This window comes from Bradyrhizobium sp. CCBAU 25338 (genome assembly GCF_028128965.1).
GTDB classification, from domain to species: Bacteria; Pseudomonadota; Alphaproteobacteria; order Rhizobiales; family Xanthobacteraceae; genus Bradyrhizobium; species Bradyrhizobium liaoningense.
The window spans coordinates 1-19528 of the sequence record NZ_LFKY01000037.1 but is presented as its reverse complement, the minus strand read 5'-3'; the positions used below and the strand labels follow the sequence as shown (position 1 = coordinate 19528).

Here is a 19528-nt window from a genome sequence, read left to right as displayed (position 1 = left end):
GAATCATGGGATTATCGAGCGATGGATGAGACCATGACCGAAACCGTGCAAACCGCGCCTTTTGCGCCATTCGAGTGGATGCTGTCGGCGCGCTATCTGCGTGCGCGGCGGAAGGAAGGATTCATCTCGGTCATCGCCGGGTTCTCCTTTCTTGGCATCATGCTGGGCGTCGCGACGCTGATCATCGTCATGGCCGTGATGAACGGCTTCCGCAAAGAGCTGCTCGACAAGATCCTCGGCCTCAACGGCCACATCCTGGTCCAACCGCTGGAATCGCCGCTGACCGACTGGAAGGACGTCGCCGAGCGCATCAGCCAGGTCGAGGGCATCCGCCTCGCGGCGCCCGTCGTGGATGGTCAGGCGCTGGCGTCGTCGCCATGGAACGCCTCGGGCGTCCTGGTGCGGGGCATCCGCTCCGACGATCTCAACAACCTCACCTCGATCGCCAAGAACATCAAGCAAGGCTCGCTCGAAGGCTTTGACGAGGGGCAGGGCGTCGCGATCGGCCGCCGCCTCGCCGACCAGCTGTCGCTGCATGCCGGCGACAGCGTGACGCTGGTGGCGCCGAAGGGCGCGGTCACGCCGATGGGCACGACGCCGCGGATCAAGCCCTACAAGATCGTTGCGGTGTTCGAGATCGGCATGTCCGAATATGATCTCGGCTTCGTCTTCATGCCGCTGGCCGAGGCACAGGCCTATTTCAACCGCAGCAACGACGTGACCTCGATCGAGGTGTTCACCACCAACCCCGACAGGATCGACGCCTTTCGCAAGGCGGTGACGGAGGCGGCGGGTCGGCCGGTGTTTCTGGTCGACTGGCGGCAGCGCAACTCGACCTTCTTCAATGCGCTCCAGGTCGAGCGCAACGTGATGTTCCTGATCCTGACGATGATCGTGCTTGTCGCCGCGCTCAACATCGTCTCCGGCCTGATCATGCTGGTGAAGGACAAGGGCAGCGACATCGCGATCCTGCGCACGATGGGCGCCTCGCAGGGCTCGATCATGCGCATCTTCCTGATCACGGGCGCCTCGATCGGCGTGGTCGGCACGCTGGTCGGCTTCTGCGTTGGCCTCGTGATCTGCCTCAACATCGAATCGATCCGGCAATTCCTGTCCTGGCTGACCAGCACCGAGCTGTTCTCGCCGGAACTCTATTTCCTGTCAAAACTGCCCGCTGAAATCGACGTCGGCGAGACCACGGCGGTGGTCGTCATGGCGCTGACGCTGTCGTTCCTGGCGACACTCTATCCGTCGTGGCGCGCCGCGCGCCTCGATCCCGTCGAAGCGCTGCGGTACGAGTGAGGGGCTGATGGAGCAGCAGCAGGGGGCGGAAGATGTACCGGTCATCTATCTCCACGAGATTAAGCGGCAGTACTTGCAGGGCGAGGTGCCGCTGACGATCCTCGACGGTGCCAATCTGGCGCTGTGGGCAGGCCAGTCCGTCGCGCTGGTGGCGCCGTCGGGCTCGGGCAAGTCGACGCTGCTGCATATCGCGGGGCTGCTCGAAGCGCCCGATTCCGGCGAGGTCTATGTCTCGGGCGCGCCGACCTCGCAGCTGCCGGACATCGAGCGCACGCAGCTTCGCCGCACCGACATCGGCTTCGTCTACCAGTCGCACCGGCTGCTGCCGGAGTTCTCGGCGCTCGAGAACGTCATGCTGCCGCAGATGATCCGCGGCCTGAAGAAGTCCGAGAGCGTCAAGCGCGCCAAGGAGATCCTGGGCTATCTCGGCCTCGGCGACCGCATCACCCACCGCCCGGCCGAGCTGTCCGGTGGCGAGCAGCAGCGTGTTGCGATCGCACGTGCGGTCGCCAACGCGCCGCGCGTGCTGTTCGCGGACGAGCCGACCGGCAATCTCGACCCGCACACGGCGGATCACGTGTTTCAGGCGCTGATGCAGCTGGTCAAGGCGACCAGGGTTTCGATGCTGATCGCGACCCACAACATGGACCTCGCCGGCCGCATGGACCGGCGCGTCTCGCTCTCGAACGGCCAGGTGGTCGAGCTCGATTAGCAAAACTGCGAAAACAACCCCATGCACAGTAGCCAAGTGCTTGGCGGGATTGGCGAAAAAAGCGACGATGGCGGCTTTGCCGCCGCCCGAAGGCTCAAGGCCTGATCACCGTCAATCTGAACGGCCCGCCATCGGCGGCGGCGTGCTCGACGGCCTCGTTGGCATGGTCGAGGTCGAAGGCCGTCGCCTTATACTCCTCCAGCCTGAGCAGCCCCGCGCGCACCAGCGCGATCAGGCGGCTCGCCGCATCCGGCGGGTACATCCAGACGCCGTGGATGCTGATGCAGTTGCGCATGATCCAGGGGTAGGGCAGCTCGAGGCCCGCGCCGCCCGCCATGCCGACGCCGCCCATCAGCACGACGCGGCCGTAAGCGCGCACCGTCATGACCGCCGCCCGCACGACGGTCGGGTTCACCGAGGGCGGCATGATGTCGAACACGCAGTCGATCGGGCCCGGCGCGGCGCGCTTCATGCTCTCGCGGTCGTCGTCCTCGTTACCGGTGAGCCTGACCGGCCTCACGCGGTCGCCGAAGCGACGGACGAGGTCGGCGAGAATCTTTTCGTTGCGGCCCAGCGCCACCACGCAGGCTGCGCCCATCGCCAGCGCAACGGATACCGCAGCGCTGCCGAAATTGCCGGTGGCGCCGCTCACCAGCACGGTCTCGCCCGGCCGAAGATCTGCGGCGAGGAAGCCGCCATAGGGCACCAGCAGCGTGCCCAGCGCGCACCAGCGCGTCGCTTCCTCCGACGTGATCGCGCCGAGGCGTTTGACGTTCTCGGTCGGCAGGCGCATCTGCTCGGCGAAGGAGCCATGGCGAAAGTGCTTTTGCAGAAGCATGCCGCCGGGCCCGGCGGCGGTGAGGCCTTGCAGCGCGATATCGGGCGCAACGGAGTCATCGCGCGAGCGCACTGTGGGGTCGCAGAACACCCAGTCGCCGACGGCAAGCCTGGTCGCGTCCGGACCGATCGCGCGGACCCGGCCGATGCCGCCGGGGCCCGGCACGATGGGCAGGTCGAGCGCATAATTGCGCGTCCCGTCGAGGACCTCGTTCATGTAGGACAGCACGCGCGTGGCGACGACGTCGACGATCACCTCGCCGGTGCCGATGGCTGGGTCCGGAACGTCCTCGATCACGAGCGGCGATCCAAAGGATTTGAGCACGGCAGCTTTCATGATGTTCACCTCAAGGTCGGGTGAAGCTCTATCCGCTGTCTTGGAGGGGACAGGAAGGCCTGGTATTATCCTAGTATTATACAGGCCCTCCATTGCAGGACACGCGTCATGGCCGATCCACGCCGGGTTGAATTCGGCGACTTCCTGAGGTCCCGCCGCGAAAAGCTGTCGCCGAAGGCCGTCGGGCTTCCAATGGGCCGGCGCCGGCGTACCGCGGGGCTGCGCCGCGAGGAGGTCGCGCAACTCGCCGGCATCGGCGTCGACTGGTACATCCGCCTCGAGCAGGGCCGCACGGTCAGCCCGTCCGTCACCACGATCGACGCGCTGGCCCGCGCGCTGCGCCTCAGCAAGACCGAGCACGCGCACCTGAGGGCGCTGGCGCGCGACGGAGACAAGCGCCCGTTCACGCGCGAAATCGTGCCGCCGCCGATCCGGCGGATGATCGAGAGCCTGCACCAGCCGGCCTACATCACCGGGCGCCGCTGGGATGTGCTGGCCTGGAACGAGGCGGCCGAGGACGTCTTCGCCTTCGGGCGATTGCCGGAGCAGGATCGCAACACGCTGCTCCTCATGATGACGAACAAGCAGACGCGAAAATCCTACGGCGCCGGCTGGGCGGATGTCGCCAAGGCCATGGTGGCGATGTTTCGCGCGACCCACGACGTCTGGGCCGGCGATCCCGCCTTCACGGAGTTGCTCACGCGACTGCGCCAGGGCAGTCCGGAATTCGTCAAATGGTGGGAGGCACACGATATCCGCAGCACCATCTCGGGCCGCAAGACCATGAACCATCCGACCAAGGGTGTGCTGCACTTCGAGCACACCAGCTTCCAGGCCAACGACGATCCCGCGCTGAAGCTCGTGATCTATACGCCGGTGCAGGGCGGACACTGATTCAATAGAGCGTCTCTCTTCGAAGCCATTCAGGCTTTCGAATACGACCGCTGCAGATCTCGTTCCGAGCGCAATGAAGCGACTTCAGCCGGATCCCAAGGGCCCGCGGAACCCAAGTGTCACCCGGAGGTTAATTGGTCGGTCAGTCGACATCGACGTCAGGTCGGGCTGCCCCGATCGAATTGAACTGCGCAACGCGGAATACCGTTTCATCAGCCTATTGAGTGGAGGCAGGGAAGTGTCCGGGGAAGACCGATGACGACAGCGACCGGGCTGCTCTCGGCCGACCGTAATGCCGTCTTGGCCACCCTCGGCGACTACATTCGAGAAATCGGCAACCCCGACGATCTCGCCTATGCCGCGGCTGAGCTGCTCGGCCGCAGCCTCAATGTCAGCCGGGCAGGTTACGGCACCGTCGATACCTCAGCCGAAACCATCACGATCGCTCGCGACTGGAACGCTCCCGGGATCTCGAGCCTGGCCGGCGTGCTGCGCTTTCGCGACTATGGCAGCTATATCGAAGACTTGAAGCGCGGCGAAACGGTCGTCTGCGCCGATGCCGAGAAAGACCCTCGCGTCGGCGACCGTGCCCGTGCTCTCGAGGCGATCTCTGCACGTGCACTCGTCAACATGCCGATCTCCGAGGCCGACGGGGTCGTGGCGCTGTTGTACCTCAACAATGCCGCGCCGCGCGAATGGAGCCCTGAAGAGCTGGAGCTCATTCGCGATGTTGCCGAGCGCACGCGCACCGCGGTCGAACGCCGCCGTGCGGAAACGGCCGTGCGCGAGAACGAAGCCCGGCTGCTCTTCCTGGACGCCCTCAACAAGGAGACGGCCAAGACCCGCGATGCCGATGGCGTGATGGCGGTGACGACGAGAATGGTCGGTGAGCATCTCGGCGTCTCGAACTGCGCCTATGCCGACATGGATCCTGATCAGGACGGCTTCACCATACGCGGGGACTGGGCAGCCCCCGGTGCGATGCACATCCTGGGGCACTATAGCCTTGGCGACTTCGGTGAGAAGGCGGTGCGAGAGCTGAGCGCCGGCAGGCCCCTTGTCATCAACGACAATCTGAAGGAGATCGCGCCAGAGGAAGCCGCCGCTTTCCAGCGCATCGGCATAGGTTCGACCATTTGCATGCCCTTGGTGAAGGAAGGGCGACTGACTGCCTTGATGGCGATACATCACCGGGGCCCGCATCTCTGGACGCCACGGGAGCTTGCCTTGCTCACCGAGGTGACGGAGCGATCATGGGCGCACATCGAGCGCGTCCGGTCGGAGCAGGCAGCCCGGGAAGCTGCCGAACGGCTGGTCCTCGCGAACAAGGCGGCGGGCATCGGCACCTGGGACTACGATCCGCTCAACGATATTCTCCGATGGGACAGCCGCTGCAAGGAGGTGTTCGGTCTCCCACCTGGCGCCGACGTCAGCTATGAAGGGTCGTTCCTGAAGGGCATTCATCCCGAGGACAGGCAGCGCGCCCATGAGGCCGTATCGGCAGCCCTGAAGCCCCATTCTCCGGCAAGTTACAACATCGAATACCGAACCGTCGGTATCGAGGATGGCGTCGAGCGCTGGATCGCCGCAACCGGTCGCGCAATTTTTTCCAAGGGCCAGGCTACTCGCTTCATTGGGACCGTGCTGGATATCTCGGCGCAAAAGAAGACCGAACGTCATCTCAGGATACTCAACGATACAGGGGCATCGGTTGCCCGCGAACGCGATCTCGAGAAGATCGTTCAGATCGTGACGGATGCCGGCGTCGAGCTGACGGGCGCCCAATTCGGAGCCTTCTTCTACAACGTCCTGGCAGCGGGCGGCGACAGCTACATGCTGTATTCGCTGTCCGGCGTGCCTCGGTCCGCTTTCGAAAACTTCCCGATGCCGCGCAACACCGCCGTGTTCGAGCCGACGTTCAGGGGCACGGGCGTGGTGAGGTCGGACGACATTCTGCAGGACCCGCGCTATGGCAGGAATGCGCCGCGGAAAGGCATGCCCGAGGGCCATCTTCCGGTCCGCTCCTACCTGGCGGTCCCCGTGATCTCGCGAAGCGGCGAAGTGCTCGGTGGGCTGTTCCTGGGTCATGCGGAGGTAGGTCAATTCCACGAAGAGCATGAGGCCGCATTGCTCGGCATCGCCGGACATGCCGCGACGGCCATCGACAACGCTCGGCTCTTGACCAAGCTCGAGGCGCTCAATGCCGAGCTGGAGCAACGTGTCGCCGACGAGATCGGCGAGCGCATGAAGGCCGAGGAGCAATTGCGGCAATCGCAGAAGATGGAAGCCGTCGGGCAATTGACAGGAGGCATCGCCCACGACTTCAACAATATGCTGGCCGTGATATTGGGCAGCCTGAATCTTGCAAAGCGGCGGCTCAGCAAGGGCGAGGTCAACGTCGACCGCTTCCTCGAGGGTGCCATCGACGGCGCAAACCGCGCGGCCACCTTGACGCAAAGGCTGCTCGCGTTCTCGCGTCAGCAGCCTCTTGCGCCGGAGGTCCTGGACATCAACAAGATGGTCGGCGAGATGAGCGAGCTGCTCGAGCGATCGCTTGGCGAACTGGTCCACCTCGAAACGGTCCTCGCTGCGGGTCTCTGGCGCGTCAAAGCCGACCCCGCCCAGCTGGAAAGCGCGGTCATCAATCTCGCGGTGAATGCGCGCGACGCCATGCCGAAGGGCGGCAGGCTGACGATCGAAACCAGCAACGCGTCGATTGATCGAAAATATGCCCGCGAATACGCACTGGCACCCGGGCAGTATGTTCTCATTGCCGTCACGGACAACGGCACCGGAATTCCGGCGGAGATGCTCGGAAAGGTCTTCGATCCGTTTTTCACGACCAAGGTCGTGGGCAAGGGCACCGGCCTCGGACTTAGCCAGGTCTACGGCTTCGTGCGGCAATCGGGCGGCCATGTCAAAATCTACTCGGAAGTCGACGTTGGCACGACCGTGAAGATCTACCTTCCACGTTTCATCGGCGAGGAGGCAATCCCGGACTCGTCGCGCGGGATCATACATCCCGGCGCAAGCCATCAGAACGAGACGATTCTCGTCGTGGAGGACGATGAGCGTGTCCGCAGCATCTCATCCGAAAGCCTGCGCGAGCTCGGCTATACCGTCATCGAAGCTGCGAGCGCCATACAGGCGATCAGGACGATCGAGAACGGCACCGTTCCGGATCTGCTGTTTACGGATGTCGTCATGCCCGAAATGACCGGCGCCGAACTCGCGGCACAATTGTCGAAACGACATCCCGGCCTGAAGGTGTTGTTTACCACCGGCTACACCCGCAATGCGATCGTTCACAACGGCATGCTCGACGCCGGCAAGCATCTGTTGTCGAAGCCCTTCGCGATCGAAGACTTGGCCGCCAAAATTCGCAATCTGCTCGACGAGAGTTGAGCACGTCGTGTCAGACGCCTTTCGATTCGAGCACGCCGGGCGATGATGCTCGTCCCAGACGATCTTCGGATGGATCTCTCCCGTTGCATGAGGGCGTTGTCCAGGCTTTCGCGAGTAGACATTTGAGGGACACGCCGACGCGTATCGGTCACGTCAGTCGATCGATGATCTGAAGGAGCCGATCGCAGGACGCCTCGATCTTCGTTAGAGGTGACGTTGCGACGCCGAGCAACAGTCCTGGGCGCGCTGAGCCTTTCGACGCAGACCAGAGCGACAGCGGCGTAGGCGCCAGTCCAAGCGCAGCTGCTTCCCTGGCGATGGCCAGATCGCGTGCTCCATCCGGCAACCGCAGGACCGCCGCCAATCCGGCAATCGCAACGTTTGCAGCGCGCGGGCGCAGGTATTTCAGCAACGCATCGCCTTGCGCTGCGTAGACCCGTTTCGTGCGCCGAAGATGCCGGAGATAATGGCCCTCGCTGATGAAATCGGCCAGCGCGAGCTGCACCGCGGGTCCAGGCGCAGGTGCGAGGCACGCCGCAACTTCGGCAAATCGCGACGCCAGAGCGGCGGGTGCAACCACAAAGCCCAGTCGCAGGGCAGGAGTCACGGTCTTGCTGAAAGAGCCGATGTGAATGACGCGGCCGGCGCGGTCGAGCGAGGCAAGCGCCGGTGTCGCCCGGCCCTTGAGCTGAAGCTCGCTCAGATAGTCATCCTCGATCACCCACGCCTTGCTTTGCGTGGCCCAGTCGAGCAGGCGTGAGCGTCTTGCCAGCGACAATGTCGCTCCGAGCGGCGCCTGCTGCCCTGGCGTCACGACCGCCAGCGCCGCATCAGGAGCATGCTTCAGGCCGAAATCGACATCGATGCCGTCGGCGTCAACGGGGATCGGCAGGATCGATGATCGCGCAAGCTTCAGGCCGTGCCGGGTGAAGGGAAAGCCTGGATCCTCCATCCAGGCCTTCTTCTGCTCGAGGCCGAGGACGCGGAGAGTCAGGCCGAGGCCGCCGCTGAAACCGCCGGTGATGATGATCTGGGAGGGCGCGCATTCGATCCCGCGCGCCAGCGCAAGGTAGGCGGCGATCTCGCGCCGCAACGCCGGCTCACCGCGCGGATCAGGATAGATCGCCGGTGCGCTCATCTCGATGCGGACCGCCTGCGCGCGCATCCGCGCCAGTAACGTCGCAGGAAAGGTCTCCTGCGCAGGCACGCCCATCTGGAAGATCGCCGGCCCGGCCGTGAGCTCCTGGTACATCTCCATGAGCGAGCCTGGGGCCGGGGCCTTGTCCCGCCGCACCGGAAAGCGCGGCCGGTCCGCGACATGTGTTCCAGTCGCGCGGCTTGCGACGATCAGTTGCGCGGATGAGAGCTTTTCGTATGCGACGCGCACGGTGCCGCGCGCGACGCCGAGCTGGGCGGCCAGATCCTGCCAGGAGGGCAGGCGCGCGCCCGGGGCGAGCACGCCGCTCTCGATGGCGGCCCTGATTCCCTTGTGGATCTGCTCGGCCAAGGGCGTCTTCGCAGATCGATCCAGCTCCAGGCGCAGCGGCTTGGTCATGCCTGAATGGTACACGATTTTTGTGCATTCTTGGTTCTTTTTTGTGAACCAGAGCAACGACACCTAAGGGGCAAAGGGGGAGTGTTCATCCCCTCCGATCATCAAGGAGCAAACAGATGAGCGAACGTCTCGACTACAACCACGTTGCACCGGCAGGCGCGAAGGCACTGGGCGGCGTCTACGGCTACGTCATGCAGAGCGGGCTTCCCGCGACGCTGGTCACCCTGGTCTATCTCCGCGTGTCGCAGATCAACAACTGCGCCTATTGCCTCGACATGCATACGCGCGACCTGCTCAAGGGCGGCGTCGAGATCGAAAAGCTCGCGCTGGTGCAGGCGTGGGCGGAGGCCGGCAATCTCTTCGACGAACGCGAGCGAGCCGCCCTTGCATGGGCAGAGACGGTCACCCGCGTTGCCGAGACCAACGTTCCGGATGATGCCTATCGAGCCGCCCGCAAGGTCTTCAATGAGCGCGAGCTCGTCGATCTCACGATCGCGATCAGCCTGATGAATGCGTACAATCGCATGTCGATCAGCTTCCGGAAAACGCCGCAGGCCGTGCTCGAGAGTGCCGCCTGACGACGAATGGCATCAGCCGAAACAGAAAACAGGAGCCTGAAAATGACGAGCATGATCTCCGGCGTCAAAATTCCCGACAGCCAATTGGCGCGCGAGGCTGCCGAACTCGTGCGCAGTTACGAAGGCGAGATGTTGTTCAACCATTCGGTTCGCGTCTACGTGTTCGGCGCGATCAAGGGGCTGCGTCAGAAGCTGAAGTTCGATCCCGAGCTGCTGTATGTCGCGGCGCTGTTTCACGACCTCGGTCTCGTCGATCACTACCACACCGATACCAAGCGGTTTGAGGTCGACGGCGCCGACGCCGCGCGCGACTTTCTGCGGGCGCGCGGCATTGCCGAGCCGCAAGCCGACCTGGTGTGGGAAGCAATCGCGCTACACACCACCCCCGGCATTCCGCAATATATGAAACCGGAGATCGCGCTCACCAACGCAGGCGTCCTGGTGGACGTCGTGGGCATTGGATATGACGAGTACACGCCGGAGCAGCGCGACCAGGTGATCTCCGCGTTTCCGCGCGGCGACTTCAAGAACGAGTTCTTGAAGGTGCAGACCTGCTCAGCGCTGAAGAAGCCGCAGACGACGTTCGGGACGGTCAACTTCGATTACATCGAAGATCACGATCCGAGCTTCCGCAAGCCGAACGCGTGCACGCGCATCCGCAACACGCCCTGGCAGAGCTGAGGAGAGGCTGTCGCTCCGTCACGGCATGCCCGGCATCAGCGCAACGGCTTGATCATCCGGCGCGAACGGCGGGGCGTCTCGGGCGGTGAGGGGGCGCCGGCTTGCTCGATGGAAAATACGGATTCACCACGCAACTCGCGGAGCGCCCGACGGCGAGATATCGACACTGCGCAAGCGAACCGTAGCGGCAGTCGAAATAGCCGACGGGACCATAGATCTGCATGCAGACGGGATAGCTCGGATCGTAGGTCTGTGCATGCGCAAGTCCGCCGGCAGAGAGCTGGGCGATCGCGACGAGCGCGAGGTGAGCGCGGCGCATCTCAGCGCGGCAGGAAGTAGCCCGGCGTCTGTGCGCGCGGACGATTTTGATACGCGTATGGATCGTCGCTCTGTCCGACGAAATACGGATTGGCGATGCAGGTCAGCGCGCGACCGGATGCGCTCTCCTGACACTGCGCATAGGTGTCGAACCTGCAATTGCTCAGTCCCGGCCATTCATCACCGGTGAGGCAGAATGGATGATTTTTGCCGAATGCGTGCGCCGGTGTGCTTGCAGCCGAGGCGAATGCAAATGTGGCGAATGCGAGCGAAAATGTGGCGACAATAGGCAAGGGAACTCGACCGCGCATTTCGATTCTCCAATCACGTGAATGTGCGCGCGATGCCATTACGCGCACATGCAGTTTATGTCCTGTAGTCGACATTGGAACTCGCGAAAACACTTGTTCCAAAGGGTTTCCGCACACCTGCTGATAAACATTCGTTAATGCAGCGAGGTCCTTTCGACCCAACTGTTGCGTCGCGGTTACAGCAATTCCGTCGTCCGCTGCTAAGACATTGCGCACGGCCCGGGGGCCTACTGAAGAAACTGGAACGGGAACCAAATGAAAAAGAATTTGTTGCTTGCCGCTGTCAGCCTCGTCGCGCTCAGCGCGGCTGCGCCGGCGATGGCTGCTGACCTCGCGGCGCGGCCCTACACGAAAGCTCCGCCCGCGGCGATCGCCGCCGTCTACGACTGGAGCGGGTTCTACATCGGCGTCAACGGTGGTGGCGGTTCGGCGGATACGTCGTGGGACCTCGTCAACTTTGGCCCTGAAGGTTCGCACAACTCGACCGGCGGCACGGTCGGTGGCCAGATCGGCTATCGCTGGCAGACCGGCCAGTTCGTTTTCGGTGTGGAAGGCCAGGGCAACTGGGCCGACTTCTCGGGCGACAACATCAGCCTGATCGCCGCCGGCAATCGTAACCGGACCAGGATGGACGCCTTTGGGCTCATCACCGGTCAGGTTGGCTATGCCTGGAACAACGTCCTGTTCTACGCGAAGGGCGGTGCGGCTGTTGTCAGCAACAAGTACGACGTCTACAGCGTCGCCACGGGTGCGAACATCGACAATGCGGACGAGACCCGCTGGGGCGGCACGGTTGGCGCGGGCCTGGAGTTCGGTTTTGCTCCGAACTGGACGGTCGGCGTCGAGTACAACCACATCTTCCTCGGCGACCAGAATGTCACCTTCGCCAGTGGCGCAGTCGACCGCATCAAGCAGGACGTCGACATGGGCCTCGTTCGCCTGAACTACAAGTTCGGCGGCCCGCTGCTGGCCCGCTACTAAGACAGATCGCTCAACGCGAGCGGCTGACGAAAGCCCCGGCTTCGGCCGGGGCTTTTTTATTGTTTGCATCCAGCGAGTTAACCATCCCGTTTCGCGTGGTCTCGGACCGCTTGACTCCCCTGAACAAAATGAGAACAATGTTCTTCATACGTTCCAACAAGGGAGCAGGCCATGTTCAGGGTTTTCGTGGAAGAAGCCGCCGCACTGGCGTCCATCACGCTGTTCGTCGGGATGATCGCGATCTGGGCGCAGGTGATTCCGCAGCTCTAAAGCGCGATGAGATTTGGGATGAGTCGTCATCGCGCTTCAGGTTCTGTTGGAGCATGATCTTTTCGGACAACCGCCGCACACTTTTCCGGGATCATGCTCTGGGCCGGAGAGCTTGCTGCTGCCGCTGGGGAAAAGCGGGACGACTCGGCCGATCGGCCGCTCCGGCGTGGACTCTGGAGCAGTGACGCCCCACCATTGCGAGGCGAGTCGCCCGGGCGGTGCAGGATCCTCTTTTGATCTACCTGACATCTCCCGGCGCTGGCGACCGCTCCATTTCATCTGCAAGAGGCCGTCACGCGACCATGCCGAGCGCCGGATTCGTTCACCTTCACGTTCACTCGGCCTATTCGCTGCTCAAGGGCTCGATCAAGATCGCCAAGCTCGCCGAGCTTGCGAAGAAGGACCACCAGCCCGCGCTGGCGCTGACCGACACCGACAATCTGTTCGGTGCGCTGGAGTTCTCCGACAAGATGGCGAGTTCCGGCATCCAGCCGATCGTCGGCTGCGAGCTGGCCGTCGATTTCGGCGACCAGGATCCGAATGCGCGGAACGCGATGGGGCCGTCGCGGGTGGTGCTGCTGGGAGCGCAGGAGCGCGGCTATCGCAGCCTGATGCGGCTGAACTCGCGCGCGTTCCTGGAATCGCCGGACAGCCATGCTCCCTTCATCAGGTTCGATTGGCTCGAGGGCGAGACCGAAGGCCTGATCGCGCTGACGGGCGGACCGGATGGGCCGATCTCGCTGGCGCTCGCCGGCGGTCATGCCGAGCTCGCCGCCCAGCGCTGCGAGCGTCTGGCCGGCCTGTTCGGCGACCGCCTCTACGTCGAATTGCAGCGCCACAACACCGAGAAGGAGCGGCGCGTCGAAAGCGGCTTGATCGACATCGCCTACGCCAAGGGACTGCCGCTGGTTGCGACCAACGAGCCGTATTTCGCCGCAACCGACGACTACGAAGCCCATGACGCGCTCCTCTGCATCGCGGGCGGGAGGCTGATCGCCGAGACCGAGCGCGAGCAGCTCACGCCGGATCATCGCTTCAAGACGCGCGCCGAGATGGCGGTGCTGTTCGCCGACATCCCGGAGGCGCTGGCCTCGACGGTGGAGATCGCCGAGCGCTGCTCGTTCCGGCCGATGACGCGCAAGCCCATCCTGCCGTTCTTCACCGTCGGCGCCGCGTCGAGCTCGGATGCGGCTGCGGTGGAGGCCGCCGAATTGAAGCGCCAGGCGGAGGAGGGGCTCGCCAACCGCCTGCGGGTGCATGGCCTGTCGCAGGGCACGACGGAAGAGACCTACGCCAAGCGGCTCGCCTTCGAGCTCGACGTCATCATGCGGATGAAATACGCGGGCTACTTCCTGATCGTGTCCGACTTCATCAAATGGGCGAAGTCGCAAGGGATTCCGGTCGGGCCGGGCCGCGGCTCCGGCGCCGGCTCGCTGGTCGCCTGGGCGCTGACCATCACCGACCTCGATCCGATCAAGTTCGGCCTGCTGTTCGAGCGCTTCCTCAATCCCGAGCGCGTCTCGATGCCGGACTTCGACATCGACTTCTGCCAGGACCGCCGCGGCGAGGTCATCCAGTACGTGCAGCAGCGCTACGGCCGCGACCAGGTCGCGCAGATCATCACCTTCGGTACGCTGCAGGCGCGCGGCGTGCTGCGCGACGTCGGCCGCGTCCTCCAGATGCCCTATGGCCAGGTCGACAAGCTCACAAAACTGGTGCCGCAGAATCCGGCGGCACCGGTGACGCTGGCCGCCGCGATCGAGAGCGAGCCGAAGCTCCAGGCGTTCCGCGACGAAGACCCGGTGGTGGCGCGCGCCTTCGACATCGCGCAGCGCCTCGAAGGCCTGACGCGCCACGCCTCGACCCACGCGGCCGGCATCGTGATCGGTGATCGCCCGCTGAGCGAGCTCGTGCCGCTCTACCGCGATCCCAAATCCGACATGCCGGTGACCCAGTTCAACATGAAATGGGTCGAGCCCGCGGGGCTCGTGAAGTTCGACTTCCTCGGCCTGAAAACGCTCACAGTCCTCGACGTCGCAGTCAAACTGCTCAAGCCGCGCGGCATCGATGTCGATCTCGCCACGCTGCCGATCGACGATGCCGAGAGCTACCAGATGCTGGCCCGGGGCGACGTGGTCGGCGTGTTCCAGGTTGAAAGCCAGGGCATGCGGCGGGCGCTGATCGACATGCGCCCGGACCGTTTCGAAGACATCATCGCGCTGGTCGCGCTCTATCGACCGGGCCCGATGGCGAACATCCCGACCTACTGCGCGCGCAAGCACGGCGACGAGGAGCCGGAATATCTGCATCCCGTGCTGGAGCCGATCCTCAAGGAGACGTTCGGCGTCATCATCTACCAGGAACAGGTGATGCAGATCGCGCAGGTGATGTCCGGCTATTCGCTCGGCGACGCCGACCTCCTGCGCCGCGCCATGGGCAAGAAGATCCGCGCCGAGATGGACAAGCAGCGCGACATCTTCGTCGCGGGCGCGGTGAAGAACGGCGTTCCGAAGGGGCAGGCCGAGACCATCTTCGAGCTCTTGGCGAAGTTTGCCGACTACGGCTTCAACAAGAGCCACGCGGCGGCTTACGCGCTGGTGTCCTACCACACCGCCTACATGAAGGCGCATTATCCGGTGGAGTTCATCGCGGCGTCGATGACGCTCGATCTCAACAACACCGACAAGCTCTCCGAATTCCGCTCCGAAGCGCAGCGTCTCGGCATCAAGGTCGAGCCGCCCAACATCAACCGGTCAGGCGCGACCTTCGAGGTCGGCGAGAAGACGATCTACTACGCGCTCGCAGCGCTCAAGGGCGTCGGCATCCAGGCGATCGAGCAGATCATCGCGGAGCGAACGAAGAACGGCCTGTTCACCTCGCTCGCCGATTTCGCCGCCCGGGTCTCGCCGCGCGCGATCAACAAGCGCATCATCGAAAGTCTCGCCGCCGCCGGCGCCTTCGATACGCTGGAGCCGAACCGGGCGCGCGTCTTCGCCGGTGCCGACTCGATCCTCGCCGCGTGCCAGCGCGCGCACGAGGCCGCGACCGTCGGCCAGAACGACATGTTCGGCAGCGCGGCCGACGCGCCGACCATCATGCTGCCGCAGGTCGAGCCGTGGCTGCCGGCCGAGCGGCTGCGCCGCGAATACGACGCGATCGGCTTCTTCCTGTCGGGACATCCGCTCGACGACTACGCGACCGTGCTGAAGCGGCTGCGGGTGCAGAGCTGGGCCGAGTTCTCGCGCGCGGTGAAGACCGGCGCGACCGCCGGCAAGGTCGCCGCGACCGTGGTCTCGCGCATGGAGCGGCGCACCAAGACCGGCAACAAGATGGGCATCATGGGCCTGTCGGATCCGACCGGCCATTTCGAGGCGGTGCTGTTCTCCGAAGGCCTCGCGCAATATCGCGACGTGCTGGAGCCGGGCGCGGCCGTGCTGCTGCAGCTGGGGGCCGAGCTCCAGGGCGAGGACGTGCGCGCCCGCGTGCTGCATGCCGAGCCGCTCGATGACGCCGCGGCCAAGACGCAGAAGGGCCTGCGCATCTTCCTGCGCGACACCAAGCCGCTGGACTCGATCGCCAAGCGTCTCGCCGGGCCAGACATGGCGGCCTCGAACGGCGGCGCGCCGAAAGTCGGGAGTCCCGCGCTTGCGCCGCGCTCCAACGGCGACGGCGAGGTCTCGCTGGTGATGATGCTCGACCTCGAGACCGAGGTCGAGATGAAGCTGCCCGGCCGCTTCAAGGTCTCGCCGCAGATCGCCGGCGCGATCAAGGCGGTCGCGGGCGTGGTGGACGTGCAGCAGCTCTGATGTTGCCGGCACCGCGCAAACCAAAGCTTAACTATTTGGCTCGCGCGTGGTTTCGAAGTCGCTCGAGCGCAGCTATCAGTTGTCGACTCGACAATCTCGTTTGACGAGAAACCTGGAAGGACAACAACCATGTGCGAAAAGTGCTCCGAAAATCTGCATCAACCTGTTGCTCCCTCCCGGCGCTCCATGATGCTGCTCGCCACGTCGGCGCTTGCGGCGGCGGCGTTTGGCGGGACCGCCTTCGCCAAGGAGAAGAAGGCGCCGCCGAAACCGCAGAACGTGCTGTCGCCCGATGCGGCGCTGAAGCGGCTGATGGACGGCAATGCGCGCTACGTCTCGGGCGTGTCGCGCCGCCACGACTTCAAGCATGAGCGCGAGGCATTGGTCGGCGGTCAGAATCCCTACGCGGCCGTTCTGAGCTGCGCCGATTCTCGCATCGCGCCCGAATATGCCTTCGACAGCGGACGCGGAGACCTGTTCGTGTGCCGCGTCGCCGGCAATTTCGCTGGCGACGAGACCGTTGCGAGCATGGAATACACCGTCGCGGTGCTCGGAACGCCCCTGATCCTGGTGCTCGGCCACGACAATTGCGGCGCGGTCGATGCGACCATCAAGTCGCTGAAGGACGACAAGCCGCTGCCGGGGCACATCCCCACGCTGGTCTCGGCGATCGCGCCGGCGGTGAAGACGGCGGCCCAGCAGAGCGGGAATGCGCTCGACAACGCCATTCGCCAGAATGTCCTCGACAACGTCGCCAAGCTGAAATCGGCCGCTCCGATCCTCAACGCGGCGGTCGAGCAGGGCAAGCTCAAGGTGGTCGGGGGCATCTATCGGCTGAGCACAGGAAGCGTCGAGTTGGTCGCCCAGGGCTGAGCCCACCCGAGCATCGAGCCTTGCGGTCGCGCCTCTTTCCTCCAGAGGCCGGCCGCAAGGTCGACAAGCAGCAATCACCCTCGCGATGACGTCGGCATACAAGAAATCTGGGCCGGTCGATTTCTCGCCCGTTGATGAATCGGCTGTCCGGACGACCGTCGCCGAATTGAAATTGGCCGAGTGATCCGCTGGCGATAGGACGCGTCGTGTCGCGGCGAGGCTGACGCCGGCGATGGGGCGGCCATGTCACCGCCTCAATCCAAGCTTTTCGTTGTTCGAGCCTTTCGTTCAACCGCCGTTCAGCCGGCTGCGCGCCTCATGCGTGCCGGGACCTCGACAACAATAGCGGGCGAGCAAGCCATGCGTGAGACGCTCAGAGCTTTCATCTGCCTTCTGCTGCCGATTTTGGCCCTCGCCGCCGCCGCACCGGAACCGGCGCGCGCCCAGCAGCCGGAAAAGCGCATCGCGCTCGTGGTCGGCAACGGCGCCTACGCCAAATCGCCGCTGGCGACGACGGCCAACGATGCCGGCCTGATCGCACAGACGCTCCAGGCGGCGGGCTTCGACGTGGTCGGCGCGCGCGATCTCGACGGCGACACGCTGCGCAAGAGCTTGCGCGATTTCATCCAGAAGGCCCAGGCTTCGGGCCCGGGCACCGTCGCGATGATCTATCTCGCCGGCTATGGCGTGCAGCTTGCCGGCGAGAACTATTTCATCCCGGTCGATTCCAACATCATCCGCGACACCGACATACCGACCGAGGCCCTGCGCATCAGCGACTATGCGCGCCAGATCGCGTCCATTCCGCTCAAGGCCAGCATCGTCGTGCTCGACGCTGCGCGCGCGCAGCCCTTCATCGAGGGCGGTCAGCCGATCGCGAGCGGCCTGGCGCTGGTCGAGCCCGAGGCGAGCATGCTGATCGCCTTCAACGCCGCGCCCGGCACGGTGGCGCCGGAGGAGGCGGGGCCTTACGGCATCTATGCACAATCGCTCGCCGAGATGATCCGCACCGGCGGCCTGCCGCTGCCCGAGGTGTTCGACCGCGTGCGCTTACGCGTCAACGAGGCCTCCAAGGGCGCGCAGGTGCCCTGGAACGAGCAGAAGATATCGGCGCAATTTTCGTTCTTCGAGCGTGGGCCCGACGCGCCGCCGCCGGAGACCACGCCCGACCAGGTCGCCGCGATCCGCAACAAGCCGATCCGCGATCTCGGCGTGCAGGATGCCTATGCCGCCGCGCTCGAGCGCGACACGCTGGCGGCCTATGAGGAATTCCTCGCGACCTATCCGAATGACCCGCTTGCAAAGCGCGTCACGGCGATCGTGGCGGCGCGCCGCGAGGCGATCACCTGGCGGCGGACCTATCGCGCCGATACGCCGGACGCCTATTGGTCGTATCTGCGCCGCTACCCGCGCGGGCCGCATGCGGGCGATGCCCGGCGCAGGCTCGCGATCCTGACTGCGCCGCTCGAGCCGCCGCCGACTTTCACGATGCTGGACTACGACGTGCCGCCACCGCCGCCGGAGGAGGTGATCTATGTCGACCGTCCGGTGCTGTATTTCAGCGATCCCGATTTCGGCTTCGCGCCGCCACCGCCGCCGCCGGTCTATTATCTGCCGCCGCCGCCGCCGGATTTCGTCGTGCTGCCGCCGCCGCTGCCTGTGGTCGGCCTCTTCGTGCTGCCGCAGCCGGTGTTCGTGCCGATCCCGGTGTTCGTCAGGCCGCCGGTCTATGTCGCGCCGCCGCCGAACAACATCATCTTTCAGAACATCCACAACACCACGGTCATCAACACCGTGATCAACCGCCCGCCGGCGCCGCCGCCGGCCGCGGGGCCGGCGCCCGGTCCGGGCAATCTGGCCCCGGCGGTTGCCGGCCGCGGCACGCCGGCAGGTGCCGCCGTGCCGCAGGCAGTCATGCAGCGTGCCGCGCTGATCCAGCAGGGAAGGGCGCCGATGCCGCCGAGCGCGACGATCCAGCCGACGGTGAGACCGGGTATCGCGGCTCCAGCTCCAGCCAATGTCGCTCCTGCCACGACAACCCAGCCGCCGGCTGCGGCCAGGCTGCCCCAGGCCAATACCTTGCCGGCACCCAATACCCTGCCGGGAACTCCTGGCGGTCCCCCGGCGGGCACGGCGCCCGGCGCCGTCATGCCGCGCGGCACGCCCAGTCCGGGCGCGACGGCACCCGCCGGCAACGTTCCTGCTGCGACACCGCAAGCACCGGCGGCCACCAGGCTGCCGCAGGCCAACACGCTGCCGGTGCCCGGAACTCCGGGTGGACCGCCTCCGGCCGGGGGAGGGGGCACGCCCGGCGCTGCTCCGCCTCATGGCAGACCCGCTGCCACCGCCACGACGCCCACTGGCAACGTTCCGCCGGCACCGCCGAACGCGGCAACCGCTACTCCGCCCAATCAGCCGACGGCTCCCGGAAGTTCGACGACGCCGTCCGCCGGCCTGCCCAAGCCGCCGGGGCCGACGAGGCCACCTGCGGCTGACCTGCGCGGCAGGCCGGCCGGGTCCCAGTCGGGCGCTTTGCCGCCGCCGAGCGCGGCCCCCGGCAAGCCGGTCGTCCCGCCCACGGTCAAACCCGCGGCACCGCCACCGCCGCCAGTGGCGGCGCGGGGGCCGTCCGGAGTTCGGGATCACCGGCCCGCGCCGCCGCCGCAGG

General features: G+C 65.2%; 14 protein-coding genes. 10 read left to right on the top strand and 4 right to left on the bottom strand.

What is annotated here, in order from left to right; genetic code table 11:
- The first annotated feature begins 21 nt into the window (after positions 1-21).
- On the top strand, positions 22-1302 hold the full coding sequence (locus tag ACM42_RS18425) for a lipoprotein-releasing ABC transporter permease subunit (RefSeq protein WP_271529295.1): 1281 nt from the start codon (positions 22-24) through the stop codon (positions 1300-1302).
- A 7-nt stretch (positions 1303-1309) separates the two neighbouring features.
- Positions 1310-2014, top strand: a complete 705-nt coding sequence (locus ACM42_RS18420; protein ID WP_271529294.1) for an ABC transporter ATP-binding protein — start codon at positions 1310-1312, stop codon at positions 2012-2014.
- A 94-nt stretch (positions 2015-2108) separates the two neighbouring features.
- Here the strand turns inward: ACM42_RS18420 and ACM42_RS18415 are convergent, their stop codons facing one another.
- Positions 2109-3188, bottom strand: coding sequence for a zinc-binding alcohol dehydrogenase family protein (locus ACM42_RS18415; RefSeq protein ID WP_271529293.1), 1080 nt, complete (start codon positions 3186-3188; stop codon positions 2109-2111).
- A 108-nt stretch (positions 3189-3296) separates the two neighbouring features.
- Here ACM42_RS18415 and ACM42_RS18410 point away from each other — a divergent pair, with 108 nt between their 5' ends.
- Both ACM42_RS18410 and ACM42_RS18405 read left to right on the top strand, forming a co-directional pair.
- Positions 3297-4082 carry a helix-turn-helix transcriptional regulator gene (locus ACM42_RS18410; RefSeq protein ID WP_271529292.1) on the top strand — a complete coding sequence of 262 codons (786 nt, stop codon included), beginning with the start codon at positions 3297-3299 and terminating at the stop codon, positions 4080-4082.
- A 255-nt stretch (positions 4083-4337) separates the two neighbouring features.
- Positions 4338-7487, top strand: coding sequence for a GAF domain-containing protein (locus tag ACM42_RS18405; protein ID WP_271529291.1), 3150 nt, complete (start codon positions 4338-4340; stop codon positions 7485-7487).
- 148 nt (positions 7488-7635) lie between these two features.
- Here the strand turns inward: ACM42_RS18405 and pdxR are convergent, their stop codons facing one another.
- The gene (pdxR, locus tag ACM42_RS18400; protein ID WP_271529290.1) at positions 7636-9042 is read right to left on the bottom strand and encodes a MocR-like pyridoxine biosynthesis transcription factor PdxR; all 1407 of its coding nucleotides are present in this window, start codon (positions 9040-9042) and stop codon (positions 7636-7638) included.
- Positions 9043-9158: 116 nt separating this feature from the next.
- Between pdxR and ACM42_RS18395 the strand changes: the two genes are divergently transcribed.
- Together ACM42_RS18395 and ACM42_RS18390 are read left to right on the top strand one after the other, a co-directional pair.
- The gene (locus ACM42_RS18395; RefSeq protein WP_271529289.1) at positions 9159-9620 is read left to right on the top strand and encodes a carboxymuconolactone decarboxylase family protein; all 462 of its coding nucleotides are present in this window, start codon (positions 9159-9161) and stop codon (positions 9618-9620) included.
- Positions 9621-9662: 42 nt separating this feature from the next.
- Positions 9663-10301, top strand: coding sequence for an HD domain-containing protein (locus tag ACM42_RS18390; RefSeq protein WP_271529288.1), 639 nt, complete (start codon positions 9663-9665; stop codon positions 10299-10301).
- Positions 10302-10353: 52 nt separating this feature from the next.
- On the opposite strand, the gene ACM42_RS18385 is transcribed toward ACM42_RS18390, so the two are convergent.
- Positions 10354-10620, bottom strand: a complete 267-nt coding sequence (locus ACM42_RS18385) for a DUF3551 domain-containing protein (protein ID WP_271529287.1) — start codon at positions 10618-10620, stop codon at positions 10354-10356.
- A gap of 1 nt (position 10621) precedes the next feature.
- Entirely contained in the window at positions 10622-10930 is a 309-nt protein-coding gene (locus tag ACM42_RS18380) for a DUF3551 domain-containing protein (protein WP_271529286.1), read from the bottom strand.
- 255 nt (positions 10931-11185) lie between these two features.
- Between ACM42_RS18380 and ACM42_RS18375 the strand changes: the two genes are divergently transcribed.
- From ACM42_RS18375 to ACM42_RS18360, 4 genes are all read left to right on the top strand, one after another.
- Positions 11186-11911, top strand: coding sequence for an outer membrane protein (locus tag ACM42_RS18375; protein WP_271529285.1), 726 nt, complete (start codon positions 11186-11188; stop codon positions 11909-11911).
- Between the two features lie 572 nt (positions 11912-12483).
- A complete protein-coding gene (dnaE, locus tag ACM42_RS18370) occupies positions 12484-15987 on the top strand; it encodes a DNA polymerase III subunit alpha (RefSeq protein WP_271529284.1) in 3504 nt (1167 codons plus the stop codon).
- A 129-nt stretch (positions 15988-16116) separates the two neighbouring features.
- On the top strand, positions 16117-16860 hold the full coding sequence (locus tag ACM42_RS18365) for a carbonic anhydrase (RefSeq protein WP_271529283.1): 744 nt from the start codon (positions 16117-16119) through the stop codon (positions 16858-16860).
- 360 nt (positions 16861-17220) lie between these two features.
- Positions 17221-19528 (top strand): caspase family protein (locus ACM42_RS18360; protein WP_271529282.1); only part of this gene is annotated, 2308 nt, incomplete at its 3' end.